The organism is Microcoleus sp. FACHB-SPT15 (genome assembly GCF_014849525.1).
Lineage (GTDB): Bacteria > Cyanobacteriota > Cyanobacteriia > Cyanobacteriales > Coleofasciculaceae > Symplocastrum > Symplocastrum torsivum.
In genome coordinates this window covers 1-19,719 of the sequence record NZ_JACJNU010000010.1, presented here as the reverse complement: position 1 = coordinate 19,719, position 19,719 = coordinate 1, and the positions used below count along the sequence as shown (strand labels likewise).

Below are 19,719 nucleotides of genomic sequence, written 5' to 3'. Positions count from 1 at the left end.
TTAACCATACTAAGACTGACGCACTAAGTACGAAAAATCAAACCTTGAGATTGCGATCGCAAGTGCCCTGGCTGGTTCTAGAATCGATTGCGTATCCTCAATCACGTACTTTAATCGCGGCACCTGTTAACTGGTTACTTATTTCTGCCGCGCTGCACTAGTCACCCGATCCACCCATTCCGCCCATTCCACCCATAGAAGATACGCCCAAAGCCAAAATTCCCAAAACCACTAGCGAAGCGATGAGTAAAATTGCTGCTGCAATGAAGAATCCTGCGATCGCCCACATTCTTTGATGGCGTTTAAAATCCTTTACACTCTGCCAGCGACGACTTTTCCAAGCCCACTCATTACCCTTGACACCCAGAATTACTGCCATAATTGGCCAAGTCATGCCAAAGGTAAACAGGACAGTAATCAGGCTAAAGTCCGTCCAAGCAAGTAGTCCAATCCAAACCCGATTGGGAATGCACCAAAAACCAGGTAGGAAGAATGCGCCCCAGTTCCAGCCTTGAATTTCTTTGGGCACAATGACGGAAGCATCAAATATATTCCCACTTCCGGAATTATTGGTTGGTGTTGCTGGCGTATAGTTTGCTGGGGGATCATTTTGAGTAAAACGAGGATACAACTGCGTTGGGGCGACGCTACTACGAGTTGCTAGTTGGTGTAATAGTTCATCAGCCGATTGGAAGCGTTCTACAGGCTGCGTTGCAAGCATTCGTTTGAAGATACCAGTTAGGAACGGGCTTAACCTCACATACGTTTCCCAGTCCCATTGCATCGTTTCTAAGTCAATCAATTGCTGAGGTGGCTTGCCCGTCATCAAGACAAGTGCTGTAACACCCAAAGCATACAAATCACTGTGAGGAGCGGCTATTCCTAAACGTAGTTGTTCATCAGGAGCATAGCCAATTTTACCCAAGCGAGTACCACCAATAGATGGCGTGGAATTTTGGGAACTCGCAACGGCTGTGGCAACTTTTTGGCTAATTTGTGTGACACCGCCCAAGTCAATCAAAACTGGAAGTTTGTCTTGATTACGGCAGATGATGTTGTCTGGGGAAATATCGCGGTGGATGACACCTAGAGAGTGGAGATAGCTTAAGACAGGAAGTAATTGCTGCAATAGCTTGATGATTTCGGCTTCACTGAAGGTTTGTCCTTGGGCAATTCGCTCTTCTAATAAAGAGTGATAGGTTTTACCATCGATGTAGTCTTGGACTAAAAATAGCCGTTTTTCTTGGCGAAAAAACTCCCAGAATCGAGGAATTTGAGGATGTTGAAGTTTGTGCAGCATCACTGCTTCTCGTTGAAACAGTTCTTCGGCTTTTTGGAGTGCGTAAGTTCCTTGATTAGTTGGCGTTAGTTCTTTGAGAGTAACCAGTTCATTGAAACGTCCTGTATCTTCTGCCGAATAGGTTCTGCTAAATCCACCTTGCCCCAGTGGACGGCGAATGATGTAGCGATCGCGTAACCAAGTGCCAGGGGTTAAGCCATTGTGATTGGCATTCTGTGTCAGCAGAGAGACACCACAGCGAGAACAAAAACGTGCCCCACCAGGATTTTCTTGTCCACAACTCGTACAAGAAACCAAATTCATGAAAATACTCTCTTGACTAGCGCTTGACTACCAGCTTATCCAGTCTCAGTACTCCTCGACTACTAAAGACTGTCCTAATTTTTAGATTGCACAATGAGGTTTTTGAACAAAGCGTGGTATGTCAAGACTCTCAGCCATAAGTCTGAGATATAGCGTTTCTCTATTTGCTGAGGTACAAAGTCGTTGGCTTTAAGGCAGAAGGCAGAGAGAGGGCAAAGGGCAGAAGTTGAGTGTACCCCACTTATTTGAGAACCGCTATAACTGTGGCGTTAAACCTCTGGTATCTTAGCTGGGTGTGCATTTCAATTTCATTTTTTGTTCACTAAAGAGAAATACTAGGACTTGATGCAACTGATTACAGGAACAACTAAACTACTGGGTGTGATTGGTAACCCGATTGAGCATTCTTTATCCCCCGTGATGCACAATGCAGCGATCTGCGCTTTGCAGCAACGCTCTGTTAACGCATCTTTGGGTGTCGATTATGTCTACCTCCCTTTACCTATAAACGCGGCTGATTTGAATGTAGCGATCACAGGTTTTGAGGCTATTGGTCTAGTCGGTTTCAACGTTACTATTCCCCATAAACAAGCAATTATTTCTTTGTTGTCAGAAGTGTCATCTGTTGCAAAAGTTGTCGGCGCGGTGAATACAGTTTGGCGCACAGAATCGGGTTGGAGTGGTACGAATACCGATGTGGAAGGCTTTATTGCACCCTTGCAAGCTCACAATCGCGACTGGAGTCAAACCACAGCCGTAATTTTAGGACATGGCGGGGCGGCGAGAGCAGTGGTTGTTGGCTGTACTCAATTAGGTTGCACTAAAATCCACATTGTTGGTCGCAACAAGGAGAAGTTAAGTGCTTTTGAGCAAAGTTGGCTGGATAGTTCCCTACCAGTAAGCTTAGATATTCATCTTTGGGAGCAACTGCCGGAACTACTATCCCAAGCCGATTTGATAGTAAATACAACTCCCGTAGGGATGTATCCTCACGTTGAAGAGTCTCCTGTTAATGCCGTGGCGATGCAAGCGATTAAAGAAAATGCGATCGCTTATGACCTGATTTACACCCCCAACCCAACCCTGTTTCTCCAACAAGCGAAACAACAGAGTGCTATTGCAATAGATGGATTAGAAATGTTGGTACAACAGGGAGCCGCTGCTTTCAAAATCTGGATAGGACAAACACCGCCAGTGGACACCATGCGGCAATCCTTACGACAATATTTAGGATTATCAACTTAAACTTTCCTTATCTTTTCTTCTAACTGGATTGACAAAGACCTTTAGGCTTAATTCAGTTTTTTTACTAATTATTTCTTCATCCAATACACCCAAAATTTGTTGAGCAGCTTCGAGCTAAGCTTCTCTAATACCAATTTCAGCTACTTGTTAAATAGCAAACTAAACTAATTCGTGAACAGGCACCTAATAAAAATATAATTAAATCAGTTTTAAGTCCAGTTTTAAGCTCAGTAGTATTTTTAAACCTAAATTTATAATAATTAGGGTTTGCTGATGTGTACAGAATATTGCATGATCTTAAGGTGAGGAAACCAACCATCTCGCCCCTTTCCCCATCTCCCTATCACTCCATCTGCCCTAAAGTTTCAAGAGGCAAGTTAAATGTGTGACCGCTTATCATTAGGAGACTGAAAACTATAAACTATCACTGCAAACGATAGACATGGCAGCGTCTCTCTCGGCTTCAGAATACGGGCTAGAAACCGTTGATGTATATAGAAAACTTAAGGGTTGGAACAAATTAGATGAAGATTGGGCTGAATGTGCTGGAGTTTCAACAACCACTTTGAGGAGATTTTGGGAAAGCCGTCGCATCCAACAAACCTACTTCCAAGCAATTTGTCAGGCAGTTGGGCTAGAGGAGTGGGAAGCTATTGTTGATAGGGAAGCACTGATTGGCTCTCGTTCAGCTCAACTTGATCATAGGGAGAGAGGAAAAACGCAACAGAGATCGAGTTTTAATAGTGAAGTATTTCTGCAAGCCTCTGCTAGTACTGGAGTTGAAACAAGCCAATGTAGCCAAGAACAAGAGTTTAGTGTTGCTCAACAGGTTCGTAAAGCGTTTACATCGCGTCCAGTCTCTTTTGATTCTCCATTCTATGTCGAGCGTCCTCCTATTGAATCTGACTGTTACAACGAGATTGAAGAACCAGGCGCTCTCATTAGAATTAAAGCGCTTCGCCAGATGGGAAAAACCTCGCTAACTAACAGGATTTTGGCTCATGCGCGATCGCAAAACTATCGAACTGTGCGTTTGAATTTACGACAGGCAGAGCGAACCGTTCTGTCTAATCTGGATAAATTTTTGCGCTGGTTCTGTGCCAATGTCAGCTACCAATTACAGTTAGAGCCAATGCTCGACCGTTATTGGGATGAAACATTGATGGGTAGTATGATTAGCTGCACGACTTATTTCCAGGCTTATTTGTTGGAGCAAATTGATAGTCCGTTGGTCTTGAGTTTGGATGAAGTTGAGTGGATTTTTGAGTATCCTGACATCGCTCAAGATTTTTTCCCCCTGCTGCGAAACTGGTATGAGGAAGCAAACAATCTGGAAATCTGGCAACGACTCAGGCTTGTAGTGCTACACTCCACGGAAGTTTATATCCCGCTAAAAATTAATCAATCCCCGTTTAATGTAGGACTATCTGTGGAATTACCAGAGTTTAGCCTAAAGCAGTTGATTGATTTAGCTCGGCGTCACGGACTCGATTGGACAGAGCGTCAAGTTCAGCCGTTAATGGCAATGCTGGGAGGGCATCCTTTTCTCGTGCGGCTGGCTCTCTATCGGATTAGTTGTCAGGATATTACGTTAGAGCAACTGTTGAAAACCGCTCCTACAGAATCTGGAATTTTTATTGACCATTTGCGAAGGCATCTTCTCAGCTTGCAAGAGAATCCAGAATTAGCAACAGTATTTAAAAGAGTTGTTACGACAGATGCAAGCGTACAGCTAGAACCGATGCAGATATATCAGCTACAGAGAATGGGGTTAGTACAGCTCAATGGCAATGAGGTAATGCCCCGTTGCAATTTGTATCGTCAGTATTTTCGCGCGCTGCCGTAGGCGGCAGCGCTGGACTACGTCTCGCTCTGCTGCTTCGCACCATGCTTCCCCTTCGGGGTAGCTACGCTTCACGCAAACGCTATCGCTATCGCCTAAATAACGGAGGATTTTGGATTAATGAACATGGTGTTATCCGAATTAAATGCTTAACAGCTTACAGACTTTTGAGGGAGTCAGGAGTTGGAAATAGACTGTACCTCAACAAGAGTGAGAATCGCTATAGTAAGCGCAGGTATGTCTTTATCGGAGGTAGGGCAGCCATGACTATCACATCCCAGAAAATGACGCTTGAGGAGTATCTTAACTATGACGATGGGACAGATACTCTTTATGAATTGGTGAATGGGGAGTTGGTCGTTATGCCGCCAGAGAGCGATTTGAATCAGCGCATTGCCATGTTTTTATTGGCTTGCTTTTTACAGCAGGGGATTCCTTCTTATCGCTTAAGAGTTGGGACTGAAATTGTGGTGAGTGGTTCACGGGCGACGACGCGCTTACCGGATTTGATGGTGCTGTCTGAGGAACTGGCAACGGCGCTAAAAGGGGCAAGTCGGTCTACTGTCATGATTGATATGCCGCCGCCTGAGTTGGTGGTTGAGGTGGTGTCTCCAGAGAAGAAAGGCATTGACCGAGATTATCGTTATAAGCGGTCTGAGTATGCAGCGCGGGGGATTGCAGAGTATTGGATTGTTGACCCGATAAACAAGCGGGTTACGCTGTTGGAGTGGGTTGAAGGATTGTATGAAGAGCGGGTTTTTCAAAAGAATGAGCGGATTGTTTCGCCGATGTTACCGGATTTGGATTTAACCTGTGAGAGGGTGATAAGTGCGGGTGGATGAACACCTTACCAAATCAGGTCTACAAATATAAAGTTGGGGGAAGTCTACCCGTTAATGCCCCAAGCTATGTAGTGCGACAGGCAGACCAAGACCTTTATGAAGGCTTGAAAGCTGGGGAATTTTGTTACGTTCTGAACTCGCGGCAGATGGGAAAATCGAGTTTGCGGGTTCAAACGATGCAGAGGCTAAAACAGGAAGGATTCGCCTGTGCATCTATCGACCTTACGAGAATCGGCAGCAAAGTTACCTCTGAGCAGTGGTATGGCGGAGTAGTCTGCGATTTATGGCGAAGTTTTAATCTCATCGGAACGGTTGATTTCCGGACTTGGTGGCGCGATCGCGAATGGCTTTCACCTGTACAGCGATTGAGCGAGTTTATTGAGTCGGTGTTGCTGCCATCGATTGACTCTAAGATTGTGATTTTTGTCGATGAAATTGATAGCGTTCTCAGTCTGCCGTTCTCGCTGGATGATTTTTTTGCGCTTATTCGCGCTTGCTACAACCAGCGTGTTGACCAACCCGATTATAATCGCCTCCGGTTTGCACTATTGGGGGTGGCGCTGCCTTCTGATTTGATTGCCGACAGAAACCGGACACCGTTTAATATTGGTCGAGCGATCGCGTTAAGTGGGTTTCGCATTGAGGAGGCTCAACCTTTAGCCCAAGGATTAGCTGGAAAAGTCAGCAATCCTGAGAAAGTGCTAGCAGAAGTATTAGCGTGGACAGGGGGTCAGCCGTTCCTCACCCAGAAGCTTTGTCAACTCATCCTCACACTTGAGGAGGACGTTTCCCAAGGGCGCGAATCGGAGTGGATCGAGCAGTTAGTAGACTCGCGCCTAATTGCAAATTGGGAAGCACAGGATGTACCGGAGCATCTTAAAACGATACGCGATCGCCTTTTGGGTAGCGAACAGCGCACGGGTAGGTTATTGGGGCTATACCAGCAAATTTTGCAACGGGGAGAAATTGTCGCGGATAACAGTCTTGAACAGTTGAAATTGCAGCTATCCGGGTTAGTTGTGAAGCGCAATGGCTTGTTGAAGGTTTATAACCGCATTTATGAGGCAGTTTTTAATCAGAATTGGGTCAAACAAGAATTAGCATTATTGCGTCCGTATGGAGAAGCGATCGCTGCTTGGTTAGAGTCTGATTGTCAAGACGAATCCCGCTTGTGTCAAGGGCAGGCATTAAATGATGCACTGGCTTGGGCAGCAGATAAAAGTCTGAGCGATCAAGACTATCAGTTTTTAGCCGCCAGCCAAGAATTAGAGAAAAGACACGTCAAACTCGCCTTAGCCGCAGAAAAAAAAGCAAGCCAACTCCTAACGGAAGCAAATCAGACTTTGATTGCCGCTCAAAAGAAAGCCAAGCAAACCATTCGCCGAGGCATCATCGGATTCGTACTACTTTTAGTTGTTGCCGTGTCAATCGTGGCATGGGCGGATATTGAGCGCCAAAGACGCACCGAAAAACTATTAAAAGACCTACAAGGCTTAGAACAAAGTTTGCAACGGCAGATTGAAGCCAAGAAAAACGTTAGGGAACAGCTTGAAGAAATTCGAGGCAAGGTGGCTTACGCACAGGCAGAACTCGAAAAAGAACGGCTGAATGTTTTACTCAATCGATCGGGAAGTGCGAGTACGCAATTAGAAAATGCCATTAAAAATCTCAGAGAAATCAGTGCCTCGTTAAGCCTGCCGTTACAACTTGGCGATAGGGGGCCAGAAGTGGCAGAACTGCAACGAAAATTAGATGATGCTGGTTTTCATATAGGTGGAGTTGATGGGATATTCGGGTTGCAAACAGTAAGTGCTGTCAAACAGTTTCAAAATGCTAGAGGGCTGGTGGCTGATGGCATTGCAGGCCCCGACACTCAAAAACTTTTGCAGAAGTATCGCAACTACGTGGTGGTTGTCCCTGTTCAAAGCCCCTATACTCTGCTAGAAGTGCGCCAGTATGTGAAGACGGCTTATTTGGCTGACTCGGAGTCAGGTGCCTACATTGACGCGGGTTCGTTTTCTGACCAATCCAGTGCTGAAAAGAGGGCTGAGGAATTGCGATCACATGGCATAAAAGTACACGTCGTTGATTTCCAATAAGGTTTAATCTAGAGCATTTTTTGAACAAGTTAATAGATAAACAGCAGCACTAGCCCTAAAACTGAGCTTAAAACTGACGTTGACTCCTGAATTAATTCATCAAAAATAGAATCTATGTTGAACAAAAACAGTATCAATGAACAAACAAATTCTATTAACACTTCTTCTGGCGAGTTGTAGTGTACTGCAAGGGTGCGTACAGTCGCCCGATCCGTCTCGTGAATCTGTAGCGATCGCAGCGTCTACCGATACAATGGATTCCGAAAAATCGATGGCAGACAAAAGACTGGGAAAGGCAGAGGTTGTCGCCACACAACCCAACACCACACGGCTACAAGAGCGACTCAACAATCTCGATCTCTCCAGCGCTCAAGGTAATGTTGGCATTGGAGTTTTAGACCTTGATACAGGTGAACGTTGGTTTCGCAATGGCAATCAACGGTTTCCGATGCAAAGCGTATTCAAGCTTCCCGTTGGCATCGTTGTATTAAAGCTTGTAGACGAAGGTAAACTTTCGCTCAACCAAACTGTCACCATTACTCGCGAACAGTTAGCGCCAGGATGGAATCCGATTCTCAAAGACATCACAGGCGATCGCGCCCAGTTTACAGTCCAGTATCTTTTGGAGCTAGCTGTTGGGGACAGTGATAACACGGCAGCAGATGCATTAGTTCGGTTGGTGGGTGGACCTGAGCAAGTCACAGCTAACTTGGAAAGACTCAACCTTCGTGATGTTCGTGTCGATCGCTTGGTACAACAACTACTGCCTGATGCTGTCGGACTCACTAACTTTCGTCCGGAATTAGTGGACAGGCAGAAATATGAAGAAGCGCTTGGGCAGATTCCCGATGCCGTTAAGAAGGCTGCCATGGAAAGATTTTTGACCGATCCGCGAGATACCGCAACACCGGAAGGGATGATTGATTTGCTCGTCAAACTGCAATCGCGTCAACTATTATCCGAGGATTCAACAGCTCTATTGCTCCAGATTATGACCGACTCTCCAACCGGACAGCAACGGCTCAAAGCTGGTTTACCGCCGGGTTGGTCGATCGCTCATAAGACTGGCACTGGAGCGGATGTGCTAGGAATCGGCATCGCTGCCAATAATGTTGGTCTGATTAGTTCCCCAACCGGAAAGCGTATTGCGATCGCAGTATTCATTGCCGGTTCAAAAGCGCCTTTAGAGATGCGGGAAAAAGTAATGGCTGAAATTGCCTCGACGGTGGTCAAGGAATCTAATGATGAGTAATATCGACAAACCCTGAATAGGCAGGTTCCACCATTAATTAAACCTTTCTCGTTTTGAGTTTGAGCGACGCTAACTAACAACTTTCAATCGCTTACATAGCGCCAGTTGTAACGATTCCACTCACAAATCCCTTGGATTTCGTACTCGGTACCGTTGTCGAAACGGATGATACCGTTGTGGTAGGAGTCGCTACTATCTGATCCCTGAGAAAGCCTAACCACAGTGCAAGGAAACCACTCGCGGCTACAAGGCCCATTTTCTTGTACCCATTCCCAAAGGGCATTCGAGACTTCAATGCGATCGCCTACTTTCAACTTTAAGCCATCCGATGAGGTTGCGGCTTCAAAGTACTGTGCTAAATGTACTGGCTTAACGCGGTTGAGCCATTGAGGGCCATATTCATCACGGATGAATTGTACGGTTCCAGAATTGCGATCGTGCAGCCAGTCATTTAGTAATTTAATTTTCCAAGGACGGTCGAGTTTTTCCTGTTCCTTCACAAACTGCAACAATGCCTGACGCTGTTCGGGCATCAGTTCGTCTAAAGGATTTGCTCCCTCACCTTCCTGGTTACCATTCGCCAATGATTTCAGTGATTCACGAGTCACTGATTCAGTAAAAACTTGCAGTAAGATTTGCTTCTGCTGGTCAGTGAGAGGGCATAGTAACGCTTCACACTGAATAAAGGCTATTTGTAAGACGGCTTCTATCTCGTCTGGGTTCATGACACATCAAGTCAGAAGACTGGATTACCACTTTTGGCAGTAAGCAGGATCATTAACGAATTATATTCCCCATTCGTTGTCAATATTCAACTGTATGGTGGAGAACGGGGTGATGAGGGGATGGGGTGATGGCGTGAAAAACTCCAAAGTTCATATGTATTGCCTCCCTATCTCGCTACATCCCTATTTCTGTGCGTACCCAACATCCCATTCCCTAGCAAGGATGTTTACCTATGAATTCGCGGTAAGCTGAGGGTTGGAGTTATTGGTAATGTTAATTACTGGTGGGGTTTATGCGATTTCGAGGCGGCTTGGTTACGATCGCGGTTTCCTGTCTTTTTTGGCTGGTGAGTTGGGTCTTTGCCCCAGCCGCCTTAGCGTTAATTCAGATTCAACTATCAGACCTTTCTTACCATGAATGCCCACCAGAGTTGGCAGAAGGAACAGTATCATCGGGAGGTTCCAGTAGCGCCGCTAATTGCTTCCTCGTAACTGGGAAAGCCGAGAATACTTCTGGGAAAATGGTCGTCAATGCTGACATTTTTGGTCGCATCTACGATGCCAACAACAATTCAATTATGGAGAACCGCACTCGCCTGGGTTCGATTGATGTGGTGCCACCAGGCGTTAGCGATTTTGAGCTAAGGATTACTGTCCCAGCTAATCAATCAACGCCTCTGAAACTTGAGCAATTTAAAGCGTCAGGTTTTACAGGCAAGGTACGCCGATAAAGCGGGGTAAGTCGCTTAAATCGGCTTTTGGCTTCTTAGGGGTTTAGAGTAACTCAAGTGTCTACTAGCTTCAGGACTGTGGTGAAGCTCTAGATGTTGCTGAACAGTCCAGCGACGACTTGCAGAACTAAAATTGCCAAGATTGGAGACAAATCTAGACCTCCTATCGGCGGAATGAAAGAACGAAAAACATTGAGGTAGGGGTCAGTGATTGGACTTAGGAAAGAAGCGATCTGATTCATCCAGCTGACCGTGGGAAACCAAGTCAACAGAATCCGGACGAAAATTAGAAGCAGATAGATTTGGAGAAAGTTGGCGAGACTGTTGGTCAGCAGTTCTGTGGCACTCATGGATTGAAACGCTTCCTTGCTAGTTTTTGTGACTGGTTAAGCCCTAGATGCCAGTTTAACGGATATCATCACGTTCCGGCTTACCCACTACGCCACATTTATAAGATTGGATAAGGGCAAGGGGGTGATAGTAAATTTCGCTATTTACGGATCGAGCGATCGCTCTAAGTCTATCTCTTGAGCGTTGCCATTTACCGTGCCGAGTTGTTGACGAACATCGTCAATTGCCATATTCAGTTGGGCGATTTTATCTTCCAAACTGCGACGAGCAACTTCAATGCTGTCTTCTGCTTTTAGCTGGCGTTTTCTCTTTTTGAGAGGCTTGGCTTCTGAGCGAGTGGAGTTCAGTAAAGATGGCTCTGTCTCATCACTGTCATTATCTCGTTGACCAGCAACCAACGCGCCAATTAAGCCGCCTACCATGCCGCCTACTATCGCTCCAGCCAGAAATCCGCTTGTAAAACCCTCGCGCTGACTCATCGTTTTCTCGTACCCTTGATTGTTTAAAAAGCAACTTTTCTCAAGATTAACGGTTGGTTGACCCTACTGCCACCTAGAAGGGAAGGAGGGAGATAGGGGAGATCAGGAAGATAGAGGCGTTGATGGAGTAATTTCTGCCCTGCCTTCCTCACCTTGGTGAACCAATCGCGATTCGTGTCACGTTCCAAAACTGCGATCGCCTGCATCACCCAACCCAGGTACAATATATCCCTTGCTGTTCAGCCCCTCATCAATCATCGCTGTGTAGACGGTCAAATTTGGATAATTTGCGCCCAGCTTTTGCAAAGCGGGAGGGGCTGCAACTACACTAATAATTCGCGTTAATGCCGGATCGATACCACGCTGAGTCAGTTCTGCTATTGCCATCATGATTGACCCTCCTGTTGCCAGCATCGGGTCAGTAATGAGGACTCGCGTCTGGGGATTCAACCGCTCTGGTAATTTATTCAAATAACAACTTACTTCCAACGTTTCCTCATTCCGTACTAAGCCAAGATGATAAATGGATGCCAAAGGCAGCAAGGACTGTGCGCCGTCTAATAAGGCTAGTCCCGCTCGTAGAATTGGCACAACCACTAGCGGTACATCTGGATTCACCATCGTCGCGGAGCAAGGAGCGAGGGGAGTCTGCACCATGATTTCCTCGGTGGGTAACCAGTCACGAATCGCTTCGTAGGTCAACCAGCGTCCCAATTCTTTCATTGCACTCTTGAAGATTGGTGGTGGCGTTGAGGCATCACGGGCGACACCTAGCCAGTGCTGAATTAGTGGATGTGGTGGGACATGGACACGCAGTTGGAGGGACATAAGAGGCTCATACCTTGAGGATGACGGCTGGGAAGTCCTGAACCATAATAGCTGACTTCGATACAAGCCTCCAATGTTGTGCTGGGATCAGAGACTTATTGCAAATCTTTTTTATTAGTATTGACATCAATTTTCAACAAGGGTATATTAATTTTCAGTGTTCTCCTCTCATTAAGGATCGGCAGGTGGGACTAGTAAGCTAAGGCATTCTGGTTCCCACTTTCTTTTTTTAAGGAGCATCAATAGCGCTTGGTTGAGCAAGAAACGCTACACTCAAATTCATTAAGTACTTCTTTTAAAACGACTGATTCATGCTTGCTGCATCCCAACCTCAATCATTTAGCGATCGCTTAAATCCCCTTGATGAGACATTAGTATTTGATGTTATTGTTATTGGTTCTGGCATTGGAGGGCTGGTAACAGCAACTCAACTGGCAGCAAAGGGCGCAAACGTCTTAGTCCTAGAGCGTTACCTAATTCCTGGTGGTAGTGCAGGATACTTTGAACGTGAAGGCTACCGATTTGATGTTGGCGCATCAATGATTTTTGGATTTGGCACTCAAGGAACGACGAATCTGCTCACAAAGGCACTTGAAGCTGTGAATGTCAGCGTGGAAACAGTGCGAGATCCAGTGCAGATTCACTATCATCTCCCATCCGGTTTAGAGCTGAAAGTTCACCAAGATTATGAGAAATTCTTGCAAGAACTGACAGCCTACTTTCCTCACGAACGGGAGGGAATTCGCAAATTTTACGACGAATGCTGGAAGGTGTTTAACTGCCTGAATGCAATGGAGTTGCTGTCTTTGGAAGAACCCCGCTACCTGACGCGGGTATTTTTCCAGCATCCCTTCGCTTGTCTAGGTTTAGTAAAGTACCTACCTCAGAATGCAGGTGACATTGCTCGCAAGTATATCAGTGACCCCCAACTCCTACAGTTTATTGATATGGAATGCTACTGCTGGTCAGTAGTCCCTGCTGATAAGACACCGATGATTAATGCTGGGATGGTGTTTTCTGACCGACATTACGGCGGAATTAACTATCCCAAAGGTGGAGTCGGGCAAATTGCCCAAAAGTTGGTGGAGGGACTGGAGAAAGTTGGAGGGCAGATTCGCTACAAAGCCAGAGTAACCAAGATTTTGACAGAAAAGGGAAAAGCGGTAGGTGTGCAACTGGCGGATGGCAAAGTCTATCGGGCAAAGCGGATTGTTTCTAATGCTACTCGCTGGGATACGTTCGAGAAGTTGCTGCCACCTGAGGAGATGCCAACCTCTGAGAAGAAGTGGCGTAAGCGTTACCAGAAGTCACCGAGTTTCTTGAGTTTGCACTTAGGAGTTAAGGCAGAAGTCTTGCCACCAGGTACAGAGTGTCATCATATTTTGCTGGAAAATTGGCAGAAGATGGAGGAAGCGGAGGGAACAATTTTTGTCTCAATCCCAACGCTGCTTGACCCAGACTTAGCGCCGGAGGGTTATCACATTGTTCACACCTTTACCCCAAGTTGGATAGACGATTGGCAGCATTTGTCTGGTAGTGAGTATGAACAGAAGAAGGAAGAATCTGCATGGCGGATTATTGACCGACTAGAGAAGATTTTTCCCGGCTTAGATGCCGGGTTAGACTTCATGGAAGTGGGGACTGCCCGTAGTCATCGGCGGTTTTTAGGACGTGAGGATGGTACCTATGGCCCAATTCCGCAGCGTAAGTTGATGGGGTTGTTGGGGATGCCATTTAATAGAACTGCTGTACCCGGATTGTACTGTGTTGGTGATAGTACGTTTCCAGGGCAGGGGTTAAATGCAGTAGCCTTTTCCGGGTTTGCTTGTGCCCATCGGGTAGGAGTAGATTTGGGGTTGTAGGTATAGCAAGCAGCAGTCAGCTTTCAGCGGTCAGCTTTCAGCTCTTGGAGGCTCCAGCTACGGCTCATAGCCTCCTGTCGATGTCCTAACCTAAGTGGCTACTGCTATAACTGAGTGGAAGGCGATCGCATTTTCATCATGACTAAGATATCGCTTTCATCGCCGTGTACGGCTACTCAACCAAAACTGTAAACTTACTCTAACAACTCCAGCCGATTCACTTCAAAGTGATAAAAAACAGTGGGGCACATCTCTCTATGGGAATTCCTGCATCAATTTGCTCTGCGCTGAAGGCACAGGCACTAGTTGCTGGTAAGGAAATCAGTTCTATTTTGTCAAGTCGTTGTAAACGCTGGAGTGTCTTGTCTAACTCTTCCCTTGATAAAATCAGTTCTAACCTCTCACGTAGATGAAAAATTGGCAGACGGTTACCTGTTGCAAGTTGTGTATCTAATTCACGAATTGTCAGTAAAATCTTCTCATCACTGACTGGTTGCGTTGTCATAGATACGGGTAGCGGAACCTCATGGAAAGATTCCCGTAAAAACTGGAGGTAATTACTCATCAAATCCAGGCTGACAACTAAATTTGTGTCTCTAGAAGTGTACTCATATTGCAGATACTCCTTACCTCGCTCTGTCAGCCAGACTTCTTTAATCTTTTTGTGCTTTGGCTTTACCTGAATTAAATTCCGATTCGCTAAGCTTTGAATAACTGCCTGTTGCTCCTCAACAGGAATGTCAGTTTCTTGGGGTGTCATCGCACCTTTGGCACATGCCTTCAGTATTTTGAGTTCCTGCTCCGTCAAAGGTAAGTCATCTGAATCTTGCTTCAGTAAAAATTTACCGGGAGCAGCAATCTTAAATTTAGTAATTTCGTAGGTAAAAATGAGAAAACCGCGATCACCCAAGTTGCGGCAAATCTCCTCTTGCTCAGGAATTGAGATTTTAGAATCAGGCTTAATTTCAAGCAGAGGTGCCTTGTATCCTTCAAATTCCAACAACTTTAAGATAAACTTTAACTCAAGAATTTCCATATCCTCACCTTCACCCAAAGAAGCAGCAATAATTTAAAGAAATCTGGTGATTTAATCGTTTGAAATCGTTTCAATGAGGTTTTTCCTGACACCTTTCCCCTTATCTGCCAGGTAATAAATTTCCTTCTCCTAGCCCAAGCCCTACTACATAGAATCGAATATAGTTTCAGTTTCTCAAGGAGTTAAGAACTTGAATTTTCTATGGACTTGATTTCAAAAGTCACAAATCTGTGACAGAATATAACCTTAAGCAATTTGTATGTAAATAACTTCTAATTATTTATAGATATCTATTCCTTCCAAAAGAGGGATGCTTTTTTCTGTACATCTACTCTTAGCTCAAGAAAGCTCTTAAACTTGTTTAATCATTCCTTCTTTGTAAACTTCAGTTTAACTAATTTACCTATCGTTCTTGGCACTCCATACAACTTGCTAAAGAAAAGATTCCAAAAATAACCATATTGAGGGAAATACCTTGCTAGCAGGACATCAGAGATAACGTGAAATCTCGGAGGTTTTAGAGAAGGATTTTTATCAATGTATCTAACTTGTTCGGGTTTCGGCATCCAGTGTCCGATGATTAGATCTTTTTGATAAAATTTCGCTTGGACAAATAACCCTAATAATCGATCAAACCCTGTTGAAGGTATCCAGGTAATAGCTCCCATTACTTTAGTTGCTTGGGAAAGCTCAGGAAGTGCTTGCTGGACTAGTTCAGTTCTCCAAATAATATTGTTAAAGTTTTCAAAATGATACCCTTCATTATCTCTTCTTTCTAGAAAGGGGAAAATGAGATAGCGGCTATCAAAGTGTTTATCTAAAGGAGCAATCGGAACTTCTAATAATCCCTTAAAGTTTCCCTGTTGATAAGGATAAGGGTTTTCCGATGTCTTTTGGTCTACCTCTAGTTGATTGACATCGGGTATAGTATCCCAAGGTTTTTTAATTCGTGCTTCATCAGAGATGTCTATAACCGCTTTTTGCAACCGGAGTATCCAACTCTCAGGAAATCTCTTAAAGTAGTCTTGCGTCAAGTTGCAGACTTCAGGATGGACAAAATCATCATCATCTAGTGCTAAAATATAATCCCCTTCGGCATTGAGTAATCCAACGAACCTTTGCATCATCTCGCCTTTGTAGGGACTAGTTAAAACTTTTATCCTCGAATCATTAATTACTTTAGCTGTGATATGAGGAGGATAAACTAAAATAAATTGGACATTGCCTTGAATTTTCAACAGATTATCTAACCAATAATCACTGAATTTTCCTAAGGTAGGAGTAACAATAGATAGAGTTATTTTCTTATGGTTGTTAGAATCCATAGAGTTGCATTCTGTTAAAATACCTTCTTGAATTTAGTAATAGACTTTACTTATTTTAAGTTGTCTTTGAGCTAGACGAACCCTCTCAACTTCAATAATTAAAGTATTTCCCAGGAATCTTTATGAATATTCTGATGATCTCATCTACCTTCCCCTATCCACCCAGTCGAGGGGGAACCGAGATCAGAACCTTTAACTTGCTGAAATACTTGCAACAGCGTCATGAGGTTACGCTAATTACTCAACGTCATCCAGGAGTCTCAGATGCTGAAGTGGAAGAACTCCAAAATTGGGTAAGTCAGTTGATTATTTTTCCGCTACCGCCAGAACCCGATCGCAAAGCTGGGATTGCTGGGATGTTGAGTAAGGTGGGGCGCTTTGCCAATTCAGTGATTAAGGCAACGCCACCGAATGTACTCTATCGCTATTCGTTAGCTGTTCAAGCCTGGGTAGATGCTTGTGTGAAAGCGGGGAAGTGTGATGTCATTACTTGCGAACATAGCGTTAATGAAATCTATGTTCGTCCTGAATTCCGTACCTCAGTGCGAACTGTCGTGGATGTCCATAGTTCGATCTATGGCTGGATTCGCAACCATCTGGAAATGGGGGCTTCCCAGAATGCATTACGCGATCGCCTTTATCTTTCTCTATTATTAGCTCGCTACGAGAAGCGCTACACTGCCAAGTTCTCCAACATTGTTGTCACCACCGAGGATGATCAACAGCAGTTTCTTCAACTCTGTCCTGATGCCCAGATTCAGGTAGTTGCCAATGGCGTGGATCTAAACTTATTTCCCTATCGTTCAGTTGATCCAGGGGGACAAAAGTTAATCTTTGTGGGTGCTATGGATGCTATCCATAACATTGAAGCTGCCCAATTCTTTGCCCTGGAGGTGTTTCCAGTGTTGCAGCAGCGTTATCCTGATGCCACCTTCAGGATTGTTGGTGCCCAACCCACTCCAAAGATTTTAAAGCTAGGGGAACGTCCCGGCATTATCGTCACGGGTTCTGTCCCTTCAATCGTGGAATACCTACATCAAGCGACTGTATGCGTCGTACCACTACGAACAGGTTACGGGATTAAAAATAAAACGCTGGAGGCAATGGCAGCAGGAACACCGATTGTAGGAAGCGATCGCGGTTTGGAAGGATTGGCGGTTGATGGTGCTGATGTCCCCTTGAGGGCATTGCGGGCAAACCAAGTGCAGGAGTATGTCGAGGCAATTAGCCGATTGTTTGAAAATGCTCGGTTGAGAGAGGAACTGTCTCAAAATGCGCGATCGCTAATTGAACAGAAATACACTTGGGAACGTGCGGGTGAGCTTTATGAACAAGTACTTTTAGGGCGTTTGGATTAGGCAGCACAAAAAAATGAAAAAATATTAAATAAAATGTTGTTTGAGCTTAAATGCAAATACTTGAACAATCAGGAAGTACGATGACCTAGACGAGAAATTCTCCCTCAATAAATTTATTGCAGTATCTTGAAAAACTTAACCGTCTATGAAGATTCTTATGCTTTCTTCTACGTTTCCTTATCCACCAACACGAGGCGGAACTCAGGTAAGGACGTTCAATTTACTGAAATATTTGAGTGGGAGTCATGCGATTACCTTAGTGACTCAGCGCTCAGAAGAAGTCATAGATGCGGAAGTGGAAGAACTGCAAAAATGGGTGGAGGAATTGGTGATTTTTCCTCAACCCCAGGTATCAGAGGGGGAGAAAAGCTTATTAGGGAGAATGCAGCGCTTCACTACGTTTTTACAACAGGGAACACCTCTAAGCGTACTAAATTGCTACTCGGCAGAAATGCAGGAATGGGTAGATGAGGCAGTGAAACTCTCAACATTTGAAGTGATTACCTGCGAACATAGTGCTAATGAAATCTACGTGCGACAAGAATGGCAGCAACAACTACGAACAGTTGTGAATATTCATAGTTCTGTATATGGAATGCACCGGGTTCAGTTGGAAACAGGAGCCTCAGAAAATCAAATTAAAGACCAGTTGAATCTGCCATTGTTGGCTCGTTATGAGGAGCGATATTGTTCTAAATTTGCGGCAATTGCTGTTACAACACCGGAAGATCGGCGTCAGATTGCAACGTTCAACCCAGATGCAGAAATTGCGGTGATTCCAAATGGTGTTGATTTTGCACTGTTTCCAAAGCGCCTCTCTGACCCTGGAGGACACCACTTAATGTATATCGGGGCAATGGATAACCAACTCAATATTGATGCTGTGCGATTTTTTAGCTTAGAGGTGTTCCCAGAAATTTTGCGGCGATATCCAGAGGCAACACTAGAGCTGGTAGGGAAAAAGCCAGTGCCAGAGGTTTTGGAATTGGAGGAATGCCAAGGCATTACTGTAACGGGTCAGGTGCCGTCGATGGTGGATTATCTGCACAAGGCAACCGTTTGTGTCGTGCCAGTCCGGACTGGTGTTGGGATTAAAAATAAAACACTGGAAGCACTAGCGGCAGGGGTACCTGTGGTAGGAAGCGATCGCGGTTTGGAAGGACTAGCAGTTGATGGTGCGGATGTTCCTTTAAGGGCATTACGGGCAAATGAACCAACGGAGTATGTGTATGCGATTAGTCGGTTATTTGAAGACCGTCAATTACGAAAGCAACTCTCAGAAAATGGGCGATCGCTAATTGAATCAAAATACACTTGGGAACGCGCTGGTAAGCTATATGAACAGGTGCTAACAGGGCGTTAGGATTACTCTGTTCTTGGTTAGAAAGCACCTATCAACAGTTGCGCGTGATTTTTTTCGTCTATGAAACTTTCTAAAATCCTTGACGAAATTTGGGTCAATGCTATGATTTTGGGAGACAGCTGAGACATCAGCATCAAATGCAAAGCGTGGGTTGCTGTCTCAACTACAGAATCTCTTTAACCCTTGAATAAAGAGATATTGTGGTTGAGACATTAACCCACACCGAAAGCACAGCGTTCCGCGTGCTTGGTGTGAGTTGTTTTAGGGAACCTTTATCTTTTGAGAATCCCTTGAACAATACTTTGTTGTGCTAGATGCGTAATTTACCGAAGCTGTCGAGGTAAAAACACAATTAAATGCACAAACATGAAAGTAGCAAAAGGACAAACCAACGTACAGAAAAATCTGGTTTCTCTTTATTGGGATTGGCAAAATGTCAGAGTTAGCTCGCATCAAGCTAATGGCTTACTAAATTTTGCTAGTGTTCAAGGTGATCTATGCATTAAAAAAGTTTACGCTTATTGGCGGCGTGAAAACCAACGCATTGAAGAAGCTTTATACAATCTCAATTTTGACTGTCTGAACATTCCCTCATTCACAAAAAATAGTGTGGATCACAAATTAATAGCTGATTGTAAGCTTGAAGTTCTCAATAATCCAGCTATTATAGCAATTCTCACACTTGTGAGGCACAATATAATTCAAGTACATCAATTATAAAAATCACCAATGAAACCTCATCCCATTGAATTTCGCCAGAAAATCATTGAAGTTCAT

General features: G+C 44.6%; 17 protein-coding genes. 10 read left to right on the top strand and 7 right to left on the bottom strand.

What is annotated here, in order from left to right; all coding sequences use genetic code 11:
- Positions 1-157: 157 nt before the first annotated feature.
- Positions 158-1,603 (bottom strand): serine/threonine-protein kinase, encoded by a 1,446-nt coding sequence (locus tag H6F98_RS04285; protein ID WP_192217452.1) that lies wholly within the window; start codon positions 1,601-1,603, stop codon positions 158-160.
- A 351-nt stretch (positions 1,604-1,954) separates the two neighbouring features.
- Here H6F98_RS04285 and H6F98_RS04280 point away from each other — a divergent pair, with 351 nt between their 5' ends.
- From H6F98_RS04280 to bla, 5 genes are all read left to right on the top strand, one after another.
- Positions 1,955-2,848 (top strand): shikimate dehydrogenase, encoded by an 894-nt coding sequence (locus H6F98_RS04280; RefSeq protein WP_396810550.1) that lies wholly within the window; start codon positions 1,955-1,957, stop codon positions 2,846-2,848.
- A gap of 442 nt (positions 2,849-3,290) precedes the next feature.
- Entirely contained in the window at positions 3,291-4,694 is a 1,404-nt protein-coding gene (locus H6F98_RS04275) for an AAA-like domain-containing protein (RefSeq protein WP_192217450.1), read from the top strand.
- Between the two features lie 260 nt (positions 4,695-4,954).
- Positions 4,955-5,533 (top strand): Uma2 family endonuclease, encoded by a 579-nt coding sequence (locus H6F98_RS04270; RefSeq protein ID WP_192217449.1) that lies wholly within the window; start codon positions 4,955-4,957, stop codon positions 5,531-5,533.
- Entirely contained in the window at positions 5,530-7,632 is a 2,103-nt protein-coding gene (locus H6F98_RS34370; RefSeq protein WP_192217448.1) for an AAA-like domain-containing protein, read from the top strand. The genes H6F98_RS04270 and H6F98_RS34370 overlap by 4 nt, the downstream gene beginning before the upstream one ends.
- Positions 7,633-7,768: 136 nt before the next feature.
- The gene (gene bla, locus H6F98_RS04260) at positions 7,769-8,884 is read left to right on the top strand and encodes a class A beta-lactamase (protein ID WP_192217447.1); all 1,116 of its coding nucleotides are present in this window, start codon (positions 7,769-7,771) and stop codon (positions 8,882-8,884) included.
- Positions 8,885-8,967: 83 nt separating this feature from the next.
- Here the strand turns inward: bla and H6F98_RS04255 are convergent, their stop codons facing one another.
- Positions 8,968-9,609 carry a hypothetical protein gene (locus H6F98_RS04255; RefSeq protein WP_192217446.1) on the bottom strand — a complete coding sequence of 214 codons (642 nt, stop codon included), beginning with the start codon at positions 9,607-9,609 and terminating at the stop codon, positions 8,968-8,970.
- Between the two features lie 293 nt (positions 9,610-9,902).
- Between H6F98_RS04255 and H6F98_RS04250 the strand changes: the two genes are divergently transcribed.
- The gene (locus H6F98_RS04250; protein ID WP_192217445.1) at positions 9,903-10,340 is read left to right on the top strand and encodes a hypothetical protein; all 438 of its coding nucleotides are present in this window, start codon (positions 9,903-9,905) and stop codon (positions 10,338-10,340) included.
- An 89-nt stretch (positions 10,341-10,429) separates the two neighbouring features.
- Here the strand turns inward: H6F98_RS04250 and H6F98_RS04245 are convergent, their stop codons facing one another.
- From H6F98_RS04245 to upp, 3 genes are all read right to left on the bottom strand, one after another.
- Positions 10,430-10,690, bottom strand: a complete 261-nt coding sequence (locus H6F98_RS04245) for a YggT family protein (RefSeq protein WP_192217444.1) — start codon at positions 10,688-10,690, stop codon at positions 10,430-10,432.
- 144 nt (positions 10,691-10,834) lie between these two features.
- Positions 10,835-11,170, bottom strand: a complete 336-nt coding sequence (locus H6F98_RS04240; RefSeq protein WP_192217443.1) for a hypothetical protein — start codon at positions 11,168-11,170, stop codon at positions 10,835-10,837.
- Between the two features lie 177 nt (positions 11,171-11,347).
- Positions 11,348-11,998 carry a uracil phosphoribosyltransferase gene (gene upp / locus H6F98_RS04235; RefSeq protein ID WP_192217442.1) on the bottom strand — a complete coding sequence of 217 codons (651 nt, stop codon included), beginning with the start codon at positions 11,996-11,998 and terminating at the stop codon, positions 11,348-11,350.
- A 311-nt stretch (positions 11,999-12,309) separates the two neighbouring features.
- On the opposite strand from upp, the gene crtH reads away from it, so the two are divergent.
- Positions 12,310-13,860: a carotenoid isomerase gene (crtH, locus tag H6F98_RS04230; RefSeq protein ID WP_192217441.1), complete on the top strand. Its 1,551-nt coding sequence runs from the start codon at positions 12,310-12,312 to the stop codon at positions 13,858-13,860.
- A 217-nt stretch (positions 13,861-14,077) separates the two neighbouring features.
- Here the strand turns inward: crtH and H6F98_RS04225 are convergent, their stop codons facing one another.
- Together H6F98_RS04225 and H6F98_RS04220 are read right to left on the bottom strand one after the other, a co-directional pair.
- The gene (locus tag H6F98_RS04225) at positions 14,078-14,896 is read right to left on the bottom strand and encodes a hypothetical protein (protein ID WP_192217440.1); all 819 of its coding nucleotides are present in this window, start codon (positions 14,894-14,896) and stop codon (positions 14,078-14,080) included.
- 365 nt (positions 14,897-15,261) lie between these two features.
- Entirely contained in the window at positions 15,262-16,221 is a 960-nt protein-coding gene (locus tag H6F98_RS04220; RefSeq protein ID WP_192217439.1) for a glycosyltransferase family A protein, read from the bottom strand.
- A 122-nt stretch (positions 16,222-16,343) separates the two neighbouring features.
- Between H6F98_RS04220 and H6F98_RS04215 the strand changes: the two genes are divergently transcribed.
- The 3 genes from H6F98_RS04215 to H6F98_RS04205 all read left to right on the top strand — a co-directional run bounded on the left by H6F98_RS04215 (position 16,344) and on the right by H6F98_RS04205 (position 19,662).
- The gene (locus tag H6F98_RS04215) at positions 16,344-17,579 is read left to right on the top strand and encodes a glycosyltransferase family 4 protein (protein ID WP_192217438.1); all 1,236 of its coding nucleotides are present in this window, start codon (positions 16,344-16,346) and stop codon (positions 17,577-17,579) included.
- A gap of 145 nt (positions 17,580-17,724) precedes the next feature.
- Positions 17,725-18,942, top strand: a complete 1,218-nt coding sequence (locus H6F98_RS04210; RefSeq protein ID WP_192217437.1) for a glycosyltransferase family 4 protein — start codon at positions 17,725-17,727, stop codon at positions 18,940-18,942.
- 366 nt (positions 18,943-19,308) lie between these two features.
- Positions 19,309-19,662, top strand: coding sequence for an NYN domain-containing protein (locus H6F98_RS04205; RefSeq protein WP_192217436.1), 354 nt, complete (start codon positions 19,309-19,311; stop codon positions 19,660-19,662).
- The last annotated feature ends 57 nt before the right edge of the window (positions 19,663-19,719 follow it).

Bases quoted from the DNA above. Each gene is read 5' to 3' on its own strand.
- H6F98_RS04285 (WP_192217452.1), bottom strand. From the start codon at position 1,603: ATGAATTTGGTTTCTTGTACGAGTTGTGGACAAGAAAATCCTGGTGGG.
- H6F98_RS04275 (WP_192217450.1), top strand. From the start codon at position 3,291: ATGGCAGCGTCTCTCTCGGCTTCAGAATACGGGCTAGAAACCGTTGAT.
- H6F98_RS04270 (WP_192217449.1), top strand. From the start codon at position 4,955: ATGACTATCACATCCCAGAAAATGACGCTTGAGGAGTATCTTAACTAT.
- H6F98_RS34370 (WP_192217448.1), top strand. From the start codon at position 5,530: ATGAACACCTTACCAAATCAGGTCTACAAATATAAAGTTGGGGGAAGT.
- bla (WP_192217447.1), top strand. From the start codon at position 7,769: ATGAACAAACAAATTCTATTAACACTTCTTCTGGCGAGTTGTAGTGTA.
- H6F98_RS04255 (WP_192217446.1), bottom strand. From the start codon at position 9,609: ATGAACCCAGACGAGATAGAAGCCGTCTTACAAATAGCCTTTATTCAG.
- H6F98_RS04250 (WP_192217445.1), top strand. From the start codon at position 9,903: ATGCGATTTCGAGGCGGCTTGGTTACGATCGCGGTTTCCTGTCTTTTT.
- H6F98_RS04245 (WP_192217444.1), bottom strand. From the start codon at position 10,690: ATGAGTGCCACAGAACTGCTGACCAACAGTCTCGCCAACTTTCTCCAA.
- H6F98_RS04240 (WP_192217443.1), bottom strand. From the start codon at position 11,170: ATGAGTCAGCGCGAGGGTTTTACAAGCGGATTTCTGGCTGGAGCGATA.
- upp (WP_192217442.1), bottom strand. From the start codon at position 11,998: ATGTCCCTCCAACTGCGTGTCCATGTCCCACCACATCCACTAATTCAG.
- crtH (WP_192217441.1), top strand. From the start codon at position 12,310: ATGCTTGCTGCATCCCAACCTCAATCATTTAGCGATCGCTTAAATCCC.
- H6F98_RS04225 (WP_192217440.1), bottom strand. From the start codon at position 14,896: ATGGAAATTCTTGAGTTAAAGTTTATCTTAAAGTTGTTGGAATTTGAA.
- H6F98_RS04220 (WP_192217439.1), bottom strand. From the start codon at position 16,221: ATGGATTCTAACAACCATAAGAAAATAACTCTATCTATTGTTACTCCT.
- H6F98_RS04215 (WP_192217438.1), top strand. From the start codon at position 16,344: ATGAATATTCTGATGATCTCATCTACCTTCCCCTATCCACCCAGTCGA.
- H6F98_RS04210 (WP_192217437.1), top strand. From the start codon at position 17,725: ATGAAGATTCTTATGCTTTCTTCTACGTTTCCTTATCCACCAACACGA.
- H6F98_RS04205 (WP_192217436.1), top strand. From the start codon at position 19,309: ATGAAAGTAGCAAAAGGACAAACCAACGTACAGAAAAATCTGGTTTCT.